Origin of the sequence: Prevotella sp. E13-17, assembly GCF_022024035.1 — a bacterium.
In the GTDB taxonomy this organism is placed as follows: Bacteria; Bacteroidota; Bacteroidia; order Bacteroidales; family Bacteroidaceae; genus Prevotella.
On record NZ_CP091787.1, the window covers coordinates 1,876,211 to 1,894,573 of the forward strand.

Sequence of the window (18,363 nt, forward strand, 5' to 3'; positions counted from 1 at the left end):
GTAATATGACTAAGGCAGAAATGGTCAACAATATTGCCCAACAAACAGGAATAGGCAAGAAAGAAGTTGCTATTACAATAGAGGCTTTTATGGAAGAAATCCGCAATAGCCTTGCAAAACAGAAAGAAAATGTATATCTCCGCGGTTTCGGAAGTTTCATCGTAAAACATCGTGCACAGAAGACCGCTCGCAACATTTCAAAGAACACCACACTCGTTATTGAGGCTCATGATTTGCCTGCATTCAAGCCAGCGAAGAGTTTCATTGAGAAGATGACAAAATAATAAGGATATTCAAAACAGAACAATAAACATTAATTTTTTTAAGTTATGCCTAACGGAAAGAAAAAGAAGGGTCACAAGATGGCTACTCACAAGCGTAAGAAGAGACTGCGCAAGAACAGACATAAGAGCAAGTAAAAGAGAGCTTTTACGTCATGAAGTAAATGAGAGGAGTGTACCCATGGCATAAACACATGCTGGGTGCACCCTTTCTGTTTTAAGACAAACAATAATTTAAGCAAGATAAGTCAAAAACATGACAAGTGAAGTAATTATCGATGTCCAACCAAAGGAAATATCCATTGCGCTATTAGAAGACAAACAATTGGTGGAATATCAAAACGAGCCAAGAGAAGTTTCGTTTGCCGTTGGTAACATCTACATTGGAAAGGTCCGTAAATTGATGCCGGGCCTTAATGCATGTTTCATAGATGTTGGATCAGAGAAGGATGCTTTTCTTCATTACCTTGACTTAGGACTACAATTCAGTTCATACGAAAAATACCTCAAACAGGTATTCAGTGATCGAAAGAAACTTTTCCCAATCCAAAAGGCCACTCACCTCCCCGACCTTCCAAAGGATGGAAGCATTCAGAACATTTTAAAGGTTGGACAGGAAATACTTGTTCAAATTGTCAAAGAGCCTATCAACACAAAGGGTCCCCGTTTGACATGTGAATTAAGTTTCGCCGGACGTTATATGGTTTTGATACCTTTTGGAGACAAGGTTTCAGTATCCAGTAAGATTAAACGTGGTGAGGAACGTACACGCTTGAAACAACTTGTCCAAAGTATGGTACCAAAGAACTTTGGTGTAATTGTCCGAACGGTAGCAGAAGGTAAGAAGGCTGCAGAACTTGACCAAGAATTGAAAGTACTGCTCAAAAGATGGGACGATACTATCACTAAAGTACAGAAGACAACCGAACGCCCTTTGATGGTGTTCGAAGAGCAAACACGTGCCGTTGCCCTTTTACGTGATCTTTTCAACCCAACTTATGATGGTATTTACGTGAATAATGCTGAAATAAAACAGCAAATTCACGATTATATTTCGCTCATAGCACCAGAAAAGACTAGCATTGTAAAACTTTACGAGGGCAATGTACCCATTTTCGACAACTACAATGTCACAAAACAAATAAAATCGGGATTCGGTCGAACCGTAAACTACAAGCGTGGAGCCTACCTGATTATTGAGCACACCGAAGCAATGCACGTTGTAGATGTCAATAGTGGAACACGTATAAAGAAAGAAAACGGTCAGGAAGCCAATGCCTTGGAAACAAACTTAGGCGCTGCTGACGAGCTAGCGCGTCAACTTCGTCTCAGAGATATGGGTGGTATCATAGTCGTTGATTTTATTGACATGAATCTGGCAGAAGATCGCCAATTGCTCTATGAGCGTATGTGCGAGAACATGAAGAAAGATCGTGCACGCCACAATATTCTTCCACTCAGTAAGTTTGGCCTGATGCAAATCACACGTCAACGTGTCCGTCCGGCTATGGACGTCGCAGTAGAAGAAAGTTGTCCAACATGTCATGGAACTGGAAAGATCAAAGCAAGTATTCTTTTCACTGACCAATTGGAAAGTAAGATTGATTGTTTAGTCAACAAAGTTGGTATAAAGAAATTCACATTACACGTGCATCCCTATGTAGCAGCATTTATCAACCAAGGCGTCATCTCATTGAAACGCCGTTGGCAGATGAAATATGGCTGGGGTGTGCATATCATTCCCAATCAGAAAATGTCTTTCCTGCAATATGAATTCTATGATGCTAACAAGCAGTTCATCGACATGCAAGAAGAAAATGAAATCACCAAGTAACAATTATGGCAAGAAACAAGAAACCATTACCTATACTTGAAAATATAACTATTGAGGCCGTGGCAGCCGAAGGAAAATGTCTCTTCCACTGGAACGACTTAGTAGTTTTCGTACCATTTTGCGTACCAGGTGATGTTTGCGACATACAAATAAGAAGGAAAAAGCATTCATTTGCAGAAGGTGAAGTGGTACGATTTGTTGAAAAGAGTAAAGTTCGTGCTGTGCCTTTCTGTCAGCACTTTGGCGTTTGTGGTGGCTGCAAGTGGCAGAATCTGCCTTATGAAGAGCAGTTAAAATTCAAACAACAACAAGTATTCGATCAGCTTCACCGTATTGGAAAGATTGAACTCCCAGAGTTCCGCCCTATCCTTGGAAGTGTACAGACACAAGAATATCGCAACAAATTGGACTACGGATGTGCGAACAAGCGTTACCTAACAAAAGAAGAAATATCCTCATTACCAAAGGATGAAACTTTAAGTATGAAAGATATTCCTGCTATTGGCTTTCATATCACTGGCGCATTCGATAAAATTCTTCCGATAACTAAATGTTGGCTGATGGACGATCTTCACAATCAGATCCGTAACGGCATTTACGATTACGCCATCAAACACGACATTTCCTTTTTCGATTTGCGTGCCCAAGTAGGATTACTGCGTGATATTATCATCCGCAATAGTGCCAGCGGTGAACTTATGGTCATCATTCAGTTCCACTATGATGAAACTGGCGGCGAAAAAGAAGCAATTGCTTTGCTTCAACATGTTGCAGATACCTTCCCACAGATTACATCCCTACTCTATTTAGACAACCAGAAATGCAATGACACCATTGGAGATCAGGACGTTCTGGTGTTCAAAGGTACAGATCATATTTTCGAGCTAATGGAAGGCCTAAAGTTCAAGGTTGGCCCTAAATCATTCTACCAAACAAATACAGAGCAAGCTTATCACCTATATAGTGTAGCTCGCGAGTTTGCAGAACTGACAGGCCAAGAGATGGTTTACGACCTATATACAGGTACTGGCACCATCGCCAACTTTGTTGCTAAGAATGCCAAGCGTGTTATTGGCATTGAGTATGTTCCTGAAGCTATTGAGGATGCAAAGATTAATTCTGAGATTAACGGCATCACCAACACGCTGTTTTATGCCGGCGATATGAAAGACATCCTAACAGATGACTTCATTGCAGCGCATGGACGCCCTGATGTCATTATTACCGATCCACCTCGAGCTGGCATGCATCCAGACGTAGTCAATACCATACTACATGCTGCCCCCAAACGTATAGTGTATGTTTCTTGCAATCCAGCTACTCAGGCACGCGATTTACAGAGCCTTGACGAGCAATATAAAGTGGCAGAGGTTCAACCCGTGGACATGTTCCCTCACACACCTCACGTAGAAAATGTAGTTTTATTAAAGAAAAGATAATGAAAAAAATATTTATAGCAGCCCTAATGATGGGCACAACACTGAGTACACAAGCTCAGAACGAATGGTTCAAAAACGTCAAGTTCAGCGGATATGGCATGGTGCAATATCAGGCCAGCGACAAAGACAATGCAGAGAACAACGGTTTCAACTTGCGTTTGGTTCGTATGGCACTCGAAGGTCGTGCGCATCAGGATTTCTATTGGAAAGCTCAGATGCAGATAAACGGAAATACATATGATCCTGACAAATCTTCTACCGACATCCGTTTGGTGGACCTTTTTGGTGAATGGCAGAAATACGAGTTTTTCAAAGTGAAGGCAGGTCAGTTTAAACGTCCATTTACATTTGAGAATCCCATGCATCCTATCACACAAGGTTTTATGAGCTATTCGCAGAATGTATCGAAACTGGCAGGATTCTCAGATCGTTGCGGAGGTCATGCTTCAAACGGTCGTGATATTGGTGTACAGATTCAAGGTGACATGATGTGGCTCAATGAGCGTCCTTTGTTACACTACCAAATAGGTGCTTTCAATGGTGAGGGCATCAATCAGAAAGACAAGGACAATCGCAAGGACATCATCGGTGGTGTGTGGGTAATGCCTATTAAAGGTATGCGTATCGGTGCATTCGGATGGACAGGAAGTCAGAACGTAAACAAAGATGAAACAAGCATAAGAATGCAGAAGAACCGTTACGCCCTGTCTGGTGAATATGCACAAAACGATTGGACCTTCCGCACAGAGTATATTCACAGCCAGGGATGGAATCTTGCTCACACCAGCGACAAAGCCGATGGTTACTACGCACTATTCATTGCCCCCATTCAAAAGAACAAACTGCACGTAAAGGCACGTTATGACCTGTATCGTGAGGCTAAGGAATGGGGACAGTCAAAGACCCAATACGAGATTGGAGCAGACTATCTGATCACAAAGAATTTGCAGCTCAATGTAGAATACGCACGCGTAAACGATCGTACAATCACAAACGCCGACAAGCACAACTACAACTTGGTTGATGTTGAACTCGACTTCCGCTTCTAAGTCTTGTTCAAGCTAGTCGTCTTAAGTCAAGCTAGCCTATGACATCAAAAATATTATTAATTTACACAGGTGGTACAATCGGTATGAATCAAAACCCACAAACAGGTGCTCTGGAGCCATTCGACTTCGAGCACCTGCTAAGTCGGGTGCCAGAGTTAGCTCAATTTCAAACAGAGATAGCTACTTACCAATTCAATCCCCCTATTGATTCCAGTGACATGTCACCTCGGCTATGGACAGAGTTGGCACACATCATTGCAAGTCACTATAACGAATATGACGGATTTGTAATCTTGCATGGAACAGACACGATGGCCTATACAGCATCAGCCTTGTCGTTCATGCTTGAGAACAATACGAAACCTGTTATTCTCACGGGGTCACAACTCCCGATTGGTCAGTTGCGCACAGACGGAAAGGAAAATCTCATCACCAGCATCGAAATAGCTGCTGCTCGAAACCAAGACGGAACAGCAAAAGTTCCTGAAGTAGGTATTTACTTCAATGGTCATCTAATGCGTGGTAACCGTACCACCAAGCAGAGTGCAGACGAGTTTAATGCTTTCGAGTCATTCAATTACCCACATCTAGCTGATGCTGGTGTTGAAATAACCTATCACGATGAGTTTATTCAACATCCAACGGGCACTCATTTCACACCACAATTTAAGCTAGACAACAATGTCATTATCTTCTCGCTATTTCCTGGCATTCGAGAAGACCTTATCCGCCATATTATTGCCACCCCCAACCTACGTGCCATTGTGATGCGAACTTATGGTTCTGGCAATGCACCACAGAATCCGTGGCTCATCAACGCATTGCGCGAGGGCACACGCAACGGCAAAATTATTATCAATATTAGCCAATGTCTTCAAGGGTGTGTTCAGATGGGACGCTATGATACCGGCTATCAACTTCAGGAAGCCGGCGTTATCAGTGGCTATGATGGCACGGTTGAATCAGCAGTAACTAAGCTCATGTATCTACAAGGAAAATATGAAGATTCCGAACAGGTCCGCAAATTCATGCGAAAAAGTATCTGTGGCGAGATTAGCATATAATTTATTTACTAAACAAATACCAAACAGAAATGAAAGAATTAAAAGGAACCAAGACAGAGAAAAATCTGCAAGAAGCATTTGCAGGTGAATCCCAAGCTCGTAACAAATACACATATTGGGCTTCAAAAGCTAAGAAAGATGGTTTTGTACAGATAGCTGCTATCTTTGAAGAAACAGCTGCCAACGAGAAAGAGCATGCCAAAATGTGGTTTAAACTACTCGAAGGCGGAGCTATCAAATCAACCGTTGAGAACCTTGAAGCAGCTGCAAACGGAGAGAACTACGAGTGGACCGATATGTATGCACGTATGGCTCAAGAGGCTCGCGAGGAAGGTTTTGATGAGATTGCTGCCAAGTTTGAAGCAGTAGGAAAGATTGAGAAAGAGCACGAGGCTCGCTATCGCAAACTGTTAGACAACGTAAACAAGGAACGTGTATTCTCAAAGGATAACGATGTTATCTGGCAGTGCTCAAACTGTGGTCATATTGTAATTGGAAAGAAAGCACCAGAGGAATGTCCGGTTTGCAATCATCCACAAGCTTACTTCCAAGTTAAAGCTGAGAATTATTAAAATCTGGACTTGACATAAAATGTGAGCTACCCCCAATGGATAGCTCACATTTATTTTTATCCTTATGCTTAAAGCATCGCTATTTCAACAGAATAGCGCCTCCAAACCGAGTCTAAAGCGCCATTTTAAAGAGTGTTTAGCGCCACTTTACGACATGAGATGAAGATTATATCTTTTGCCTTTGTTTATCATGCCATCATCTTGGTTATTGACTATCCAAAGAAATATATCTCAAGCCAAAGAATAGCAAATCCAAGAAGGAAGCCCAATAGCACCTTCAAAGTAAGGTTCTTTAGATACCATCCCACACGTATATGCTCCATAGACATCAAAGCCATTCCACTTGTGCTGCCTACAGAAAGCAGACAACCACCTATTGCTGTACAATAAGCAACCACCTTCCAGTAAGTACCGTTCTGAGCATAGTCGCCAGCATTCCACACATCGTAGAGAGATATATCACATACAGCAATAACCAGCGAATCAACAAGACTGCTGAGAATGCCTGAGATGAGACCAACTACCCATAAATTGTTGATAGTCTTGTCTATCCAATCTGCCACCTCTGTAAGCACACCAGTCTCAAATACGACGCCCATGCCTAACATGACGCCCATGACAAACAATACCTGCTGTATCGATTGGTACTGAATAGAACGAGGCAGGCGACGGCGTGACATTTGATCAGATTCATTTAACTTACGGTTAAAGGCTTCGTTGACAACCCAAAGCACTGACAAAATGCAAAGAGCGCCAAGGAAAGCAGGGAGACGTGTGATGCTAAGAAAAGTAGGTACGAACCACAACCCTCCAATTCCAACGAGCAACATCAGCATACGCTGCCAGCGATTCAGGCGTGTATCATCACCACGATATGGAGCCACCACCCACTCAATGTCAAGACGTGAAGGTAACTGACGACCAATTAGCAATGTAGGCACAACCCATGCGATGATGGCAGGCATAACCATAAATGAAGAGAAATTGGTGGCAGTAATGGCACCATTATTCCAAAGGATAAGACCTGTGGGATCGCCTATAACGGTGAAACTGCCACCACAGGTGGCTGCTAGCACAATTGCCGAACCAACAAGCATACGCTGACGACGGCTTTTGATGATACTATGCATGATGACAAGCATCACTATAGTAGTGGTCAGCGTGTCAAGATTGGCTGATAAAATAAATGCAGCAAGCGTTATCGTCCATAATAGGCGTTTAGAGTTACGCGTACGAATCCATTCGCTTATAAAGTCAAAACAACCGTTGTTGTTCAGTATCTCGATAATTGACATAGTAGCCAAAAGATACATGACAACGGAGGCAGCCTTTCCCACATAGTTCAGAAAGATGTTACTATAGATGAAGTTTTTGACAGCAAGCTCGTTGTTGGCATGATCCGTAAGATACTGAGCAAACTGAACTGGATGCTGACTCATCACGAAATCACTGCCCCAACAGATATAAACCACCCAACCGATGGTACCCAAGAACATAGCAATAGCCGCCTTGTTCACACCTGTTAAATGCCCCGTAGCTATCAGCAAGAAGCTAAACAGCAACATGATAACAATAATGAGTGTCATCTTTCCGAAACTATTAATTTAAAATGTATTCCTATTTCTTGGCAGACTTGCTGTAACGCTTATTCATGCCATTAATGACATCCTGTGTGATATCATGTTTCTTTTCAGCATAAAGCACAGCAGCTTTGTTCAGGATAATATCATATTTCTTATCCTTGTTGTAGTCAGCGAGAAAATTATCCAAACTATCTTGGAATGCTTGCAACAACTTTGCCTGTTCAGATGCGAGCTCATTCTCCAATCGCTGCTGAAGGGCAACCAAGTTATTCTGCTCACGTTGCAGAGCTGCCTGGGCATTCTCGGCCTGTTCACGCGATGCAAATCCGTTGTTCTGCAACTTATTTTGAAAATTTGCCACGTTACTTTCCAGCTGTTTTGACTTAGTAGTCATTGTATTACGAGCATTATTGCTCTTTTTTTCCAATTCAGCTGTTGTGCTCTTAGTAAACTCATAATGAGCCAAGAGAGTATCTAACTCGATATATCCAACACTGATTCCTGCTGTGCTGTTACTACTAACCTCTGTAGGCTCATCCATTTTAGGACTTTGATTGTTACAAGAAGCCAACAGTGCAGCCATAGCTGTCACCGACATAACACTTTTAATGATCTTTTTCATTTTATATGTTTTTAGTTAATTATTTTTTTCACTTACCGCGAATCGACTTTCACGTCGGGCCTCACGATCTTGATCCATCACACAATGAATACCCCGCTCGCGCATGGCTTTCGAATCGTGAATATGCTGCGAAGCAAAGCGTCCATTTTGCTTAAAAAGCAATTTAACGCACAAAAATGCCATAGCTATAGCAATTATTAACGTGCTTATGACAATTATTTCAACCATTTTTACTAATTTTGCGGGTGCAAAGATAATAAATAAATGATTAAACAATAAAATTTAAACATTAAAAATGAATAAAAGTAGCCTTAAACCCGCATCTGTCTTTGAACAGTTTGCAAAGATTAACACAATACCCCGTCCATCAAAGCGCGAGGAAAAGATGATTGAATACCTGAAAAAATGGGGCGAAAACCATCATTTAGAAACAAAAGTTGACGAAATAGGAAATGTCATTATCCGCAAGCCTGCTACCCCAGGTTACGAGAATCGCAAGACTATCATACTGCAAAGTCATATGGATATGGTATGCGACAAACTTGTAGATGTAGATTTTGATTTTGACAACGACCCTATCCAAACATACATAGATGGTGATTGGCTCAAGGCTAAAGGTACCACATTGGGAGCTGACGACGGAATCGGATGTGCTATTGAGTTAGCCATACTTGAGGCTAGCGACATTGAGCATGGTCCTATAGAGTGTGTATTTACTCGCGATGAAGAAACTGGTCTTTCAGGAGCTGAGGGAATGAAAGCCGACTTCATGACTGGCGACTACCTTATTAACCTTGATTCCGAAGACGAGGGCGAGATGTTTGTATCTTGTGCTGGCGGACGTAACACCACTGCAAAATTCACATTTAAGCGTGAAGAAGCCCCTACAGGATCATTCTTCATGCGTGGACAATTGAAAGGTCTGACCGGTGGCCATTCTGGCGACGACATCAACAAGAAACGCGCCAATGCCATCAAACTGCTTGGACGTTTCTTGTACCAAGAGATGAAACGCTACGAAGGACTTAGACTGGCCCAATTCCATTCTGGTAAGCTACATAATGCCATTCCTCGAGACGGACAGTTTGTTATTGCTATACCCAGCGCCCAAAAAGAAAATATCATGGCAGATTGGAATGTGTTCAAGACTGAAGTTGAGGACGAGTTCCACGTAACCGACACACAAATGGTATGGTCAATGGAAAGTACCGAAGCTGAGCTCGTGATTGAGAAAGCCGTTGCAGATAACTTTATCCGTGCCATCCAGGCTGTTGACAATGGAGTTTATGCCATTTGTCAAGATCCCGAACTAAATGGCATGGTAGAGACATCAAGCAACATAGCGAGCATTCACACGACAGAAACTGAAATAGACATCTTGTCATCACAGCGCTCGAACGTAATGTCTAACCTCAACAATATGTGTGCCACCATTATTGCCACTTTTGAATTGGCAGGTGCCGAGGCTTATTCAAGTGATGGATATCCCGCATGGAAGATGCGCGCCGAAAGTAAATTGCGCGATACAGTAGTAGAGACCTACAAAGAACTATTTGGTAAAGAGCCCATCGTACGCGGCATCCACGCAGGCCTGGAATGCGGTCTGTTCTCAGAGCGCTATCCTAATATCGACATGATATCATTCGGCCCCACCCTTCGCGATGTTCATACCCCCGACGAGCGACTCTATATTCCCTCTGTACAGATGGTTTGGGATCACTTGCTGCTCGTTCTGAAACGTATATGATTAACGACTATATTGAAATAAAAGGAGCGCGCGTCAACAATCTCAAGAATGTTGACGTGCGCCTTCCCAGAGGAAAGTTTGTTGTCATAGCCGGTGTTTCTGGCTCTGGCAAATCATCATTGGCCTTCGACACACTTTATGCCGAAGGCCAGCGTCGCTACGTAGAAAGTCTATCCAGCTATGCTCGCCAATTCCTGGGGCGCATGAATAAACCCGAGTGCGACTTCATACGCGGCATTCCGCCTGCTATTGCTATCGAACAGAAAGTGATAGCGCGCAATCCCAGAAGTACCGTTGGCACGTCAACAGAGATATACGAATACATGCGTCTTCTGTTTGCACGTATTGGAAAGACCTATTCTCCCATCAGCGGAGAAGAGGTCAAAAAGCATTCTACTGAGGATGTCATTCAGAAAATGCTTGAGTTCTCCCAAGGCACTAAATTTGTGGTAATGGCACCACTGAGAGTACCTCAAGGACGAACCGTGGAAGAACAACTGAAAGCCAGCATTCTTCAAGGATACGCACGTATCTATGTCAACAATGACTTTCAACGCATAGACGACTATCTAGAGTCAGAGAAGCCAGGAGACGAGGAGATATTCATCGTCATCGATCGTTTATCTGTTGACGACACAAAAGATGTCATTGCACGCCTTGTTGACTCTGCAGAAACAGCTTTCTACGAAGGACAGGGCGAAATGCGTCTCATGTTCCTGCCATCAAACATCTATTACGACTTCTCTACTCGCTTTGAGGCCGATGGCATCACTTTCGAGGAGCCCACCGACCAAATGTTCTCGTTTAACTCACCTGCAGGTGCTTGCCCAGAATGCCAAGGTTTTGGACGCATTGTAGGTATTGACGAACACTTGGTCATCCCCAATACCTCCTTATCCGTCTATGATGGCTGTGTTGTATGTTGGCGTGGCGAGAAGATGAGCGAATGGCAAAAGTGGTTCATTCAGCATGCGGCTAAAGACGACTTTCCTATCTTCGAACCATACTACAATCTGACACAGAAGCAGAAAGACTGGCTGTGGCACGGTCTCCCCTCTGATAAGAACCTGAAGGAGAAACCATGCATTGACAGTTTCTTTCAGATGGTGAAAGAAAACCAGTACAAGATACAATACCGCGTGATGCTGAGTCGCTATCGTGGCAAGACCACGTGTCCCACATGTCACGGAACGCGATTAAAGAAAGAGGCAGAATACGTAAAGATTGGTGGAAGAAGCATTACCGACTTGGTACAGATGCCAGTTGTAAGACTGAAAGAATGGTTCAACAATCTGGAACTATCTGAGCAGGATGCTAAGATTGCCAAGCGACTGCTGGTTGAAATCAACAGTCGTCTTCAGTTCATGCTTGACGTTGGCTTAGGCTATCTAACACTTAATCGCCTTTCAAACACACTCTCTGGTGGCGAAAGTCAGCGCATAAACCTTTGCACATCACTTGGTTCATCACTTGTTGGCTCGTTGTATATTCTAGACGAGCCCAGTATTGGTTTGCATTCACGCGACACCGATAGGCTTATCAAAGTGTTGAAAGAACTACAAGCCATTGGAAACACAGTGGTAGTGGTAGAACACGATGAAGATATCATCCGCGCAGCCGACTATCTGATTGACGTAGGTCCTGACGCAGGTCGTCTGGGTGGTGAAATTGTATTTGCTGATGATCCCAAGAATGCGGATAAAGGCAATGAGACACAATCCAGAAGCCACACCGTTGCTTACCTCACAGGCAAAGAGACAATACCTGTGCCAGAAAGCCGTCGCCCCTGGAACCAGCATATTGACATTATAGGTGCCCGCATGAACAACCTGCGTGGTATTGATGTTTCAATTCCTCTAAATGTTTTAACTGTCGTAACAGGTGTCAGCGGAAGCGGAAAATCAAGCCTTATAAAAGGCATTCTTTACCCTGCTTTAAAACGACAACTTGGCGAGGTATTCGACGCTCCAGGTGAATTTACAAGTCTTAGAGGCGACATAGGTGCCATCAAACATATTGAGTTTGTGGATCAAAACCCAATTGGCAAATCAACACGAAGCAATCCTGCAACCTATGTGAAAGCGTATGACAGCATACGTGATCTATTTGCCGAGCAGCCACTGGCGCAGCAAATGGGTTTTTCACCACAGTATTTCTCGTTCAATACCGATGGTGGCCGATGTGAAGAATGCAAAGGAGCAGGAACTATTACCGTTGAAATGCAATTCATGGCCGATTTGGTATTGGAATGTGAAGCCTGTCATGGGCATCGCTTCAAGCATGACATACTAGACGTTAGATATGACGGCAAAAACATTGACGACATCTTAAACATGACTATCAATGAGGCAATTGAATTTTTCGGAGCTCGAAATCAAAAAGTCATCGTCAATCGCCTTAAGCCATTACAAGACGTCGGATTGGGTTATATCAAACTGGGACAAAGTTCATCCACATTGTCAGGTGGCGAGAACCAACGTGTGAAATTGGCCTATTTCATAGGACAAGAACGTCAAGAGCCCACATTATTTATATTTGATGAGCCAACGACAGGACTACACTTTCATGACATACGCAAACTGATGGAGTCGTTTGACGCACTGATCAAGCGCGGTCATACCATTGTGGTCATAGAACACAATATGGATGTCATCAAACAAGCCGATTATGTCATTGACCTTGGGCCTGACGGAGGAGACAAAGGCGGTAGTCTTGTTTTTGCTGGCACTCCCGAACAGTTGATCAATCATAAAGAGAGTATCACCGGACAATACTTAAAAGAAAAGCTATAACTATGAAAGAGCTAACACTAAAATCACTCATCAAGGAATATCAATTGGATGAGTTAACAGCAGAAGATCGTCATCTTGTCGAATCTGCTATTGAGGCTACAAATCGTTCGTACGCCCCCTACTCAAAATTCCATGTAGGAGCATGCCTCAGACTTGACAACGGAGTGGAATTGAAAGGATGCAATCAAGAAAATGCCGCATTTCCTTCTGCTCTATGTGCAGAGCGTGCTGCGATTTTTGCAGCTGGCACACAATATCCTAATGTAGGAATTCAAACAATAGCCATTGCAGCCCGAACGCCGAAAGGCAATCTCACTGAAGAGCCAGTGAGCCCATGTGGAACCTGCCGCCAGGTTCTTATTGAAAGTGAGACACGTGCCAAGCACCCCATTCGCATACTACTACATGGAGAGAAATGCACATACTTGATAGAAGGCATTAAACACCTGATGCCCCTATCTTTTACCGAATTTTAAAAATCACTTAGTTTAAATGAAAGACTTTCTATGTATAGGCCACATCACCCATGATCGAATCATCACGCCACGAATGCCTGATGGCATCGATTGTGCCGGCGGCACCGCATACTATGTAGCATGGGCTATACACCATTTACCTCACGACATAGACTTTGGTGTTGTCACTGCAACTGGCAATGATTTATCACACGAAATAAATAAAATAAAAGACGCTGGTATTGACATTACCAATCTTCAAAGTCCTACGAGTGTTTTCTTCGAAAATAAATACGGTGAGGATATCAACCAGCGCTCGCAACGTGTACTATCAAAAGCAGCCCCATTCACCATAGAACAACTAAAGGATTTTAATGCTAAGATTTTTCATTTGGGCACATTACTTGTTGACGATGTATCGCCAGAAGTCGTTGAGTACCTCTCAGATAAAGGGAAAATCTGCATTGATGTTCAAGGGTACTTACGCGAAGTAAGAAACCAAAATGTCTATCCTATTGACTGGAAAGACAAACTTCGTGTGCTGAAATCGACCGATATTCTTAAAGTCAATGAGTTCGAAATCGAAGTACTTACTAATGGTGAAAAGGACATCAAACAAGCAGCTCGGATAATACGTTCGTGGGGTGTTCCAGAAGTATTGGTTACACTGGGCAGCTATGGATCAATAATCTATGCAGATGATCATTTCTACGAGATACCTGGTTATGCTCCAAAGAAGGTTATAGACGCTACAGGTTGTGGAGATACCTTTACAGCTGGCTATCTATATGCTCGCATAAAAGGTGCGAACTACGAAGAAGCTGGAAAATTTGCAGCTGCAATGTGTACTCTCAAACTAGAGCATACGGGGCCTTTCACTGGAAACATTGACGAAGTTAATAGTATAATCCAATAATTGGCTATATGGAGAAGAACGTATTCTCAAAACAGATAGCACAAATACTCAATTTAAACATTGAGGCAATAGCCAATACACTGACATTGTTGGAAGAAGGCTGTACAATACCCTTTATCTCACGCTATCGTAAAGAAAGGACAGGCGGGCTTGACGAAGTGCAGATTGCTGCCATCAATGAAGAAAATGAGCGACTAAAGGAAATTGCTAAAAGAAAGGATACGATCGTTAAAACCATCACCGAAGCGAGAAAGATGACGCCCGAGTTATCAAAAAGAATTGAAAACTGTTGGGAGGCTTCGGAACTGGAAGATATCTATCTGCCCTACAAGCCACGTCGAAGAACAAGAGCACAAGTGGCTCGAGAACTGGGATTAGAACCCCTAGCACAACTCATCATGCTTCAACGAAATCCGAATGTTCAACTGGCAGCTAAACGATTCGTACATAATCAAGTTACTTCTGTCAGCGATGCAATCGCCGGAGCACAAGACATTATAGCAGAAATAATTAGTGAGAACGAACACTCACGTCAACAACTACGTGGCGCATTTCAACGTACAGCCATCATCAAATCTAAAGTCATAAAAGCGAAACAAAATAGTGATGAAGCCGCAAAATACATCGACTATTTCGATTGGCAAGAACCACTGCGTCGTTGCTCTTCTCACCGTCTGCTTGCTATGAGACGAGGTGAGAATGAAGGATTTCTAAGAATTAGCATTGAACCCCATGACGATAACGAACGCATTGAGCGTTTACGACATCAGTGGGTACACTCCAACAACGAATGTGGGCAAATCATTTCCAAAGCAGCGGAAGATGCCTATAAACGACTTTTAAAACCTGCAATAGAAACAGAGTTTAGTAACTTAAGCAAAGAACAGGCCGATATGGAGGCCATCAAAGTATTTGCAGAGAACCTCAGACAACTACTGTTAGGAGCACCATTAGGACAAAAACGTGTGATGGCTATTGATCCAGGTTTTCGGAGCGGATGTAAGGTTGTATGCTTAGACGGCCAGGGGAACTTACTCCATCATGAAGCGATTTTCCCTCACCCTCCAGTAAACAAGCGCATGCATGCCTCTGTTCACATCCTGCAAATGGCAGAGACATATCAAATCGAAGCTATCGCTATTGGCAATGGAACAGCAAGTCGCGAGACACGTGCGTTTATTGAAGACTGTTTCAGCAAAGAATCCGGAAACAGTCAAAAGCCCAGTATCTTTGTTGTCAGCGAAGACGGAGCCTCTGTTTATTCAGCATCAAAGGTGGCTCGCGACGAATTTCCTGATGAAGATGTCACTGTCAGAGGAGCAATTTCAATTGGTCGCAGATTGATTGACCCACTAGCAGAGTTGGTAAAAATAGATCCGAAGAGCATTGGCATCGGACAATATCAGCATGACGTTGATCAAACCAAACTTAAACGACAGTTGGACCAAACTGTAGAAAATTGTGTCAACCTGGTGGGAGTCAATCTAAACACAGCCTCTCAACACCTGCTTACATATGTCAGTGGTCTTGGACCGACCTTAGCAAAAAACATCGTAGATTATCGAAATGCTAATGGTGCATTCACATCTCGTTCACAACTTAAGAAAGTGCCCAGATTAGGACCTGCAGCCTTCCAGCAATGTGCTGGCTTCTTACGTATTCCAAATGCTAAAAACCCCTTAGACAATAGTGCCGTTCATCCTGAAAGTTACGACATCGTTGAACAGATGGCAAAAGACACAGGGTGTGATGTCAATGAATTAATAAAAAACAAGGAGCTTCGCGCGCAAATCAATGTAAATAAGTATATTACAAAGAATGTTGGAATACCCACGCTGACAGACATTATGAAAGAACTGGAAAAGCCAGGCAGAGACCCTCGTGAGCAACTGGAAGAGTTTGAGTTTGACAAACGAGTACAATGCGTTGATGACTTAGAGATCGGAATGATTTTACCCGGCATTGTTACGAATATAACAAACTTTGGCGTCTTTGTTGATATAGGAGTTCATCATGATGGTTTGGTACATATATCACAAATGGCAAACAAACGCATCAACCATCCTACAGATGTGGTAAAACTACATCAACAACTGATGGTGAAAGTTATTGAAATAGACCTTCGTCGCAATCGTATCTCGCTATCTATAAAACAAGTATAATAACTTATTTATAAAGGCAATCACCCCAATTACTGTGTGATTGCCTTTAATAGTTGCATCAGACTTTTTTCATTTTGCCAACTGAAATCAGGAAGGCCAACCATTCGTTTGAACATCACCCGTTGTTCTTTATTCAGCCTACGAATGATATCACGCTCATGAACTTTCACATAGATTCCATTCCAATAGAAATAAAAATACTTAAACACTGGCAATTTCCAATCTTCTTCATTATTGATATCCATTGTTCCAATATTTATCATCTCACCTATTTCCATATTGGAGATATTCACATTGTTCTGAAGATTGCGTTCAAAAGCTTCACGGTCAAACAACTCCACACAATAGAGGGCATTTGTCCCTATTGAATCTATTAGATAAGCCAATTGATTATTGATATTAACAAAATGGCGATCATCAAAATCCACTGCCAAAATGTTATTCATCTCAGCTTCCATTGTATATTCGCCTTTCAAATAGAGCAATGAACTATTTTTCAAATAAACATTAGTATGCGATTGACGAATCTTTCGCCCTGTGGCCAACGTGATTACAGATGGCTTGAAACCACGATACAACATTGGCATAGTTGTTTGCTTCTGGGCAAAAGCGCTAATAGACACAAACATCAACAAAAAATACAAATAGAATCTTTTCATAAGCTCTTGAATAATTAAAAAGCCCATCGACTTTCATCAATGAGCTTAATCTTTGCGGTGCGTACGAGATTCGAACTCGTGACCTCCTGCGTGACAGGCAGGCATTCTAACCAACTGAACTAACGCACCAATCCTGAAGTGTGTTTACCAACTGAGCTAAAACTGCGGTGCGTACGAGATTCGAACTCGTGACCTCCTGCGTGACAGGCAGGCATTCTAACCGACTGAACTAACGCACCAGTTAAACAGCGTTTTCTTGTTAGCGGGTGCAAAGGTATGAAGTTTTTTTTGATTTAGAAAATAATTCCCTAAAAACTTTTCACCTATAACATCCTTTAACAGTTTTACCGGTCAAAATAGCTTTTTTACAGAAAATATTTGTTCAATCATGAGAAAATAGCTACCTTTGCGCCAACTAAAGACCGCATATGGACAAACTTATTGAACTATTCCCTTCCATCACACTGGCAGAAATGAGTAGCGTCAAATTAATGAATCGAACAGATACGAAATTTGTCACTACTCGAAAGCAATTGTGTCACTTATTAGAGATGGCACAGCGCGACTACTATATACAGGATATTGATGGTGAGCGAAACATGCTCTACGATACGACATATTTCGACACAATCGATTTTCAAATGTATAAAGACCACCAGTATGGGCACACCAACCGGCAGAAGATTCGTTTTCGCACCTATGTAAGTTCACACTTGCAATTTATGGAGGTAAAGACAAAAAACAATCACGGACGAACAAAGAAGAAACGTATTGAAGTTAAAGACATGAATCTACAAGACACAGAGAAACGCGATTTTCTCTCAAAACATTTAAAATTCGATTCAGCCACATTAGCTCCACACATGCACAACTCTTTTCGTCGCATTACATTGGTCAACAGGGCAAAAACTGAACGACTGACGATTGACACTGAACTTGAATTTGACAACGTACAAACTCATGAACACAAATTCATGAACGATTTGGTCATCATAGAATTAAAAAGAGATGGATTGGTATATTCTCCTGTATTGGAGATGCTACGTCAGCTACATATTCACCCCCACGGATTCAGCAAGTACTGTATGGGTGCCGCAATGACCAATGGACAATTACCGATTAACCGTTTCAAAGAGAAACTGAGAGAAATCAACAAGATATTACTAAACGAATAAACCAACTATATAA

The 18,363-nt window shown here is 42.4% G+C and carries 16 protein-coding genes and 2 tRNA genes; 12 read left to right on the forward strand and 6 right to left on the reverse strand.

The window, feature by feature from the left end:
- Positions 1–5: 5 nt before the first annotated feature.
- From L6472_RS07370 to rbr, 6 genes are all read left to right on the forward strand, one after another.
- On the forward strand, positions 6–284 hold the full coding sequence (locus tag L6472_RS07370; RefSeq protein ID WP_027450338.1) for an HU family DNA-binding protein: 279 nt from the start codon (positions 6–8) through the stop codon (positions 282–284).
- Positions 285–537: 253 nt separating this feature from the next.
- Positions 538–2,115 (forward strand): Rne/Rng family ribonuclease, encoded by a 1,578-nt coding sequence (locus L6472_RS07375; protein ID WP_237803810.1) that lies wholly within the window; start codon positions 538–540, stop codon positions 2,113–2,115.
- 5 nt (positions 2,116–2,120) lie between these two features.
- Positions 2,121–3,554, forward strand: a complete 1,434-nt coding sequence (gene rlmD / locus L6472_RS07380) for a 23S rRNA (uracil(1939)-C(5))-methyltransferase RlmD (RefSeq protein ID WP_237803811.1) — start codon at positions 2,121–2,123, stop codon at positions 3,552–3,554.
- Positions 3,554–4,603: a porin gene (locus L6472_RS07385; RefSeq protein WP_237803812.1), complete on the forward strand. Its 1,050-nt coding sequence runs from the start codon at positions 3,554–3,556 to the stop codon at positions 4,601–4,603. The genes rlmD and L6472_RS07385 overlap by 1 nt, the downstream gene beginning before the upstream one ends.
- A 38-nt stretch (positions 4,604–4,641) precedes the next feature.
- Complete coding sequence (locus L6472_RS07390; RefSeq protein WP_255776734.1) at positions 4,642–5,667, forward strand: asparaginase; 1,026 nt, start codon at positions 4,642–4,644, stop codon at positions 5,665–5,667.
- Positions 5,668–5,696: 29 nt separating this feature from the next.
- On the forward strand, positions 5,697–6,239 hold the full coding sequence (gene rbr, locus L6472_RS07395; protein WP_237803815.1) for a rubrerythrin: 543 nt from the start codon (positions 5,697–5,699) through the stop codon (positions 6,237–6,239).
- A 212-nt stretch (positions 6,240–6,451) separates the two neighbouring features.
- Here rbr and L6472_RS07400 read toward each other — a convergent pair whose 3' ends face one another.
- Genes L6472_RS07400 through L6472_RS07410 form a run of 3 tightly spaced genes read right to left on the reverse strand, consistent with a single transcriptional unit; the run spans position 6,452 to position 8,672 of the window.
- Entirely contained in the window at positions 6,452–7,825 is a 1,374-nt protein-coding gene (locus L6472_RS07400) for an SLC13 family permease (RefSeq protein ID WP_237803816.1), read from the reverse strand.
- A 31-nt stretch (positions 7,826–7,856) separates the two neighbouring features.
- Entirely contained in the window at positions 7,857–8,444 is a 588-nt protein-coding gene (locus tag L6472_RS07405; protein ID WP_237803817.1) for an OmpH family outer membrane protein, read from the reverse strand.
- Positions 8,445–8,459: 15 nt separating this feature from the next.
- Positions 8,460–8,672 (reverse strand): hypothetical protein, encoded by a 213-nt coding sequence (locus tag L6472_RS07410; RefSeq protein WP_237803818.1) that lies wholly within the window; start codon positions 8,670–8,672, stop codon positions 8,460–8,462.
- 67 nt (positions 8,673–8,739) lie between these two features.
- Here L6472_RS07410 and L6472_RS07415 point away from each other — a divergent pair, with 67 nt between their 5' ends.
- From L6472_RS07415 to L6472_RS07435, 5 genes are read left to right on the forward strand one after another with little or no spacing between them, the layout of a single operon-like run.
- The gene (locus tag L6472_RS07415) at positions 8,740–10,191 is read left to right on the forward strand and encodes an aminoacyl-histidine dipeptidase (RefSeq protein ID WP_237803820.1); all 1,452 of its coding nucleotides are present in this window, start codon (positions 8,740–8,742) and stop codon (positions 10,189–10,191) included.
- Positions 10,188–12,983, forward strand: a complete 2,796-nt coding sequence (uvrA, locus tag L6472_RS07420) for an excinuclease ABC subunit UvrA (RefSeq protein ID WP_237803821.1) — start codon at positions 10,188–10,190, stop codon at positions 12,981–12,983. The genes L6472_RS07415 and uvrA overlap by 4 nt, the downstream gene beginning before the upstream one ends.
- Before the next feature lie 2 nt (positions 12,984–12,985).
- Positions 12,986–13,459, forward strand: a complete 474-nt coding sequence (locus tag L6472_RS07425) for a cytidine deaminase (RefSeq protein WP_237803822.1) — start codon at positions 12,986–12,988, stop codon at positions 13,457–13,459.
- 16 nt (positions 13,460–13,475) lie between these two features.
- Positions 13,476–14,354: a PfkB family carbohydrate kinase gene (locus L6472_RS07430; RefSeq protein ID WP_237803823.1), complete on the forward strand. Its 879-nt coding sequence runs from the start codon at positions 13,476–13,478 to the stop codon at positions 14,352–14,354.
- 8 nt (positions 14,355–14,362) lie between these two features.
- Positions 14,363–16,516, forward strand: coding sequence for a Tex family protein (locus L6472_RS07435; RefSeq protein WP_237803824.1), 2,154 nt, complete (start codon positions 14,363–14,365; stop codon positions 16,514–16,516).
- Positions 16,517–16,545: 29 nt separating this feature from the next.
- Here the strand turns inward: L6472_RS07435 and L6472_RS07440 are convergent, their stop codons facing one another.
- From L6472_RS07440 to L6472_RS07450, 3 genes are all read right to left on the reverse strand, one after another.
- The gene (locus L6472_RS07440; RefSeq protein WP_237803825.1) at positions 16,546–17,175 is read right to left on the reverse strand and encodes a hypothetical protein; all 630 of its coding nucleotides are present in this window, start codon (positions 17,173–17,175) and stop codon (positions 16,546–16,548) included.
- 55 nt (positions 17,176–17,230) lie between these two features.
- Positions 17,231–17,304: transfer RNA gene (locus tag L6472_RS07445), tRNA-Asp, on the reverse strand.
- Positions 17,305–17,340: 36 nt separating this feature from the next.
- Positions 17,341–17,414: transfer RNA gene (locus tag L6472_RS07450), tRNA-Asp, on the reverse strand.
- 189 nt (positions 17,415–17,603) lie between these two features.
- Here L6472_RS07450 and L6472_RS07455 point away from each other — a divergent pair.
- Entirely contained in the window at positions 17,604–18,350 is a 747-nt protein-coding gene (locus L6472_RS07455; RefSeq protein ID WP_237803826.1) for a polyphosphate polymerase domain-containing protein, read from the forward strand.
- Positions 18,351–18,363 lie beyond the last annotated feature (13 nt).

Excerpts from the sequence above, each read along its gene's own strand:
- L6472_RS07370 (WP_027450338.1), top strand. The coding sequence starts at position 6 with ATGACTAAGGCAGAAATGGTCAACAATATTGCCCAACAAACAGGAATA.
- L6472_RS07375 (WP_237803810.1), top strand. The coding sequence starts at position 538 with ATGACAAGTGAAGTAATTATCGATGTCCAACCAAAGGAAATATCCATT.
- rlmD (WP_237803811.1), top strand. The coding sequence starts at position 2,121 with ATGGCAAGAAACAAGAAACCATTACCTATACTTGAAAATATAACTATT.
- L6472_RS07385 (WP_237803812.1), top strand. The coding sequence starts at position 3,554 with ATGAAAAAAATATTTATAGCAGCCCTAATGATGGGCACAACACTGAGT.
- L6472_RS07390 (WP_255776734.1), top strand. The coding sequence starts at position 4,642 with ATGACATCAAAAATATTATTAATTTACACAGGTGGTACAATCGGTATG.
- rbr (WP_237803815.1), top strand. The coding sequence starts at position 5,697 with ATGAAAGAATTAAAAGGAACCAAGACAGAGAAAAATCTGCAAGAAGCA.
- L6472_RS07400 (WP_237803816.1), bottom strand. The coding sequence starts at position 7,825 with ATGACACTCATTATTGTTATCATGTTGCTGTTTAGCTTCTTGCTGATA.
- L6472_RS07405 (WP_237803817.1), bottom strand. The coding sequence starts at position 8,444 with ATGAAAAAGATCATTAAAAGTGTTATGTCGGTGACAGCTATGGCTGCA.
- L6472_RS07410 (WP_237803818.1), bottom strand. The coding sequence starts at position 8,672 with ATGGTTGAAATAATTGTCATAAGCACGTTAATAATTGCTATAGCTATG.
- L6472_RS07415 (WP_237803820.1), top strand. The coding sequence starts at position 8,740 with ATGAATAAAAGTAGCCTTAAACCCGCATCTGTCTTTGAACAGTTTGCA.
- uvrA (WP_237803821.1), top strand. The coding sequence starts at position 10,188 with ATGATTAACGACTATATTGAAATAAAAGGAGCGCGCGTCAACAATCTC.
- L6472_RS07425 (WP_237803822.1), top strand. The coding sequence starts at position 12,986 with ATGAAAGAGCTAACACTAAAATCACTCATCAAGGAATATCAATTGGAT.
- L6472_RS07430 (WP_237803823.1), top strand. The coding sequence starts at position 13,476 with ATGAAAGACTTTCTATGTATAGGCCACATCACCCATGATCGAATCATC.
- L6472_RS07435 (WP_237803824.1), top strand. The coding sequence starts at position 14,363 with ATGGAGAAGAACGTATTCTCAAAACAGATAGCACAAATACTCAATTTA.
- L6472_RS07440 (WP_237803825.1), bottom strand. The coding sequence starts at position 17,175 with ATGAAAAGATTCTATTTGTATTTTTTGTTGATGTTTGTGTCTATTAGC.
- L6472_RS07455 (WP_237803826.1), top strand. The coding sequence starts at position 17,604 with ATGGACAAACTTATTGAACTATTCCCTTCCATCACACTGGCAGAAATG.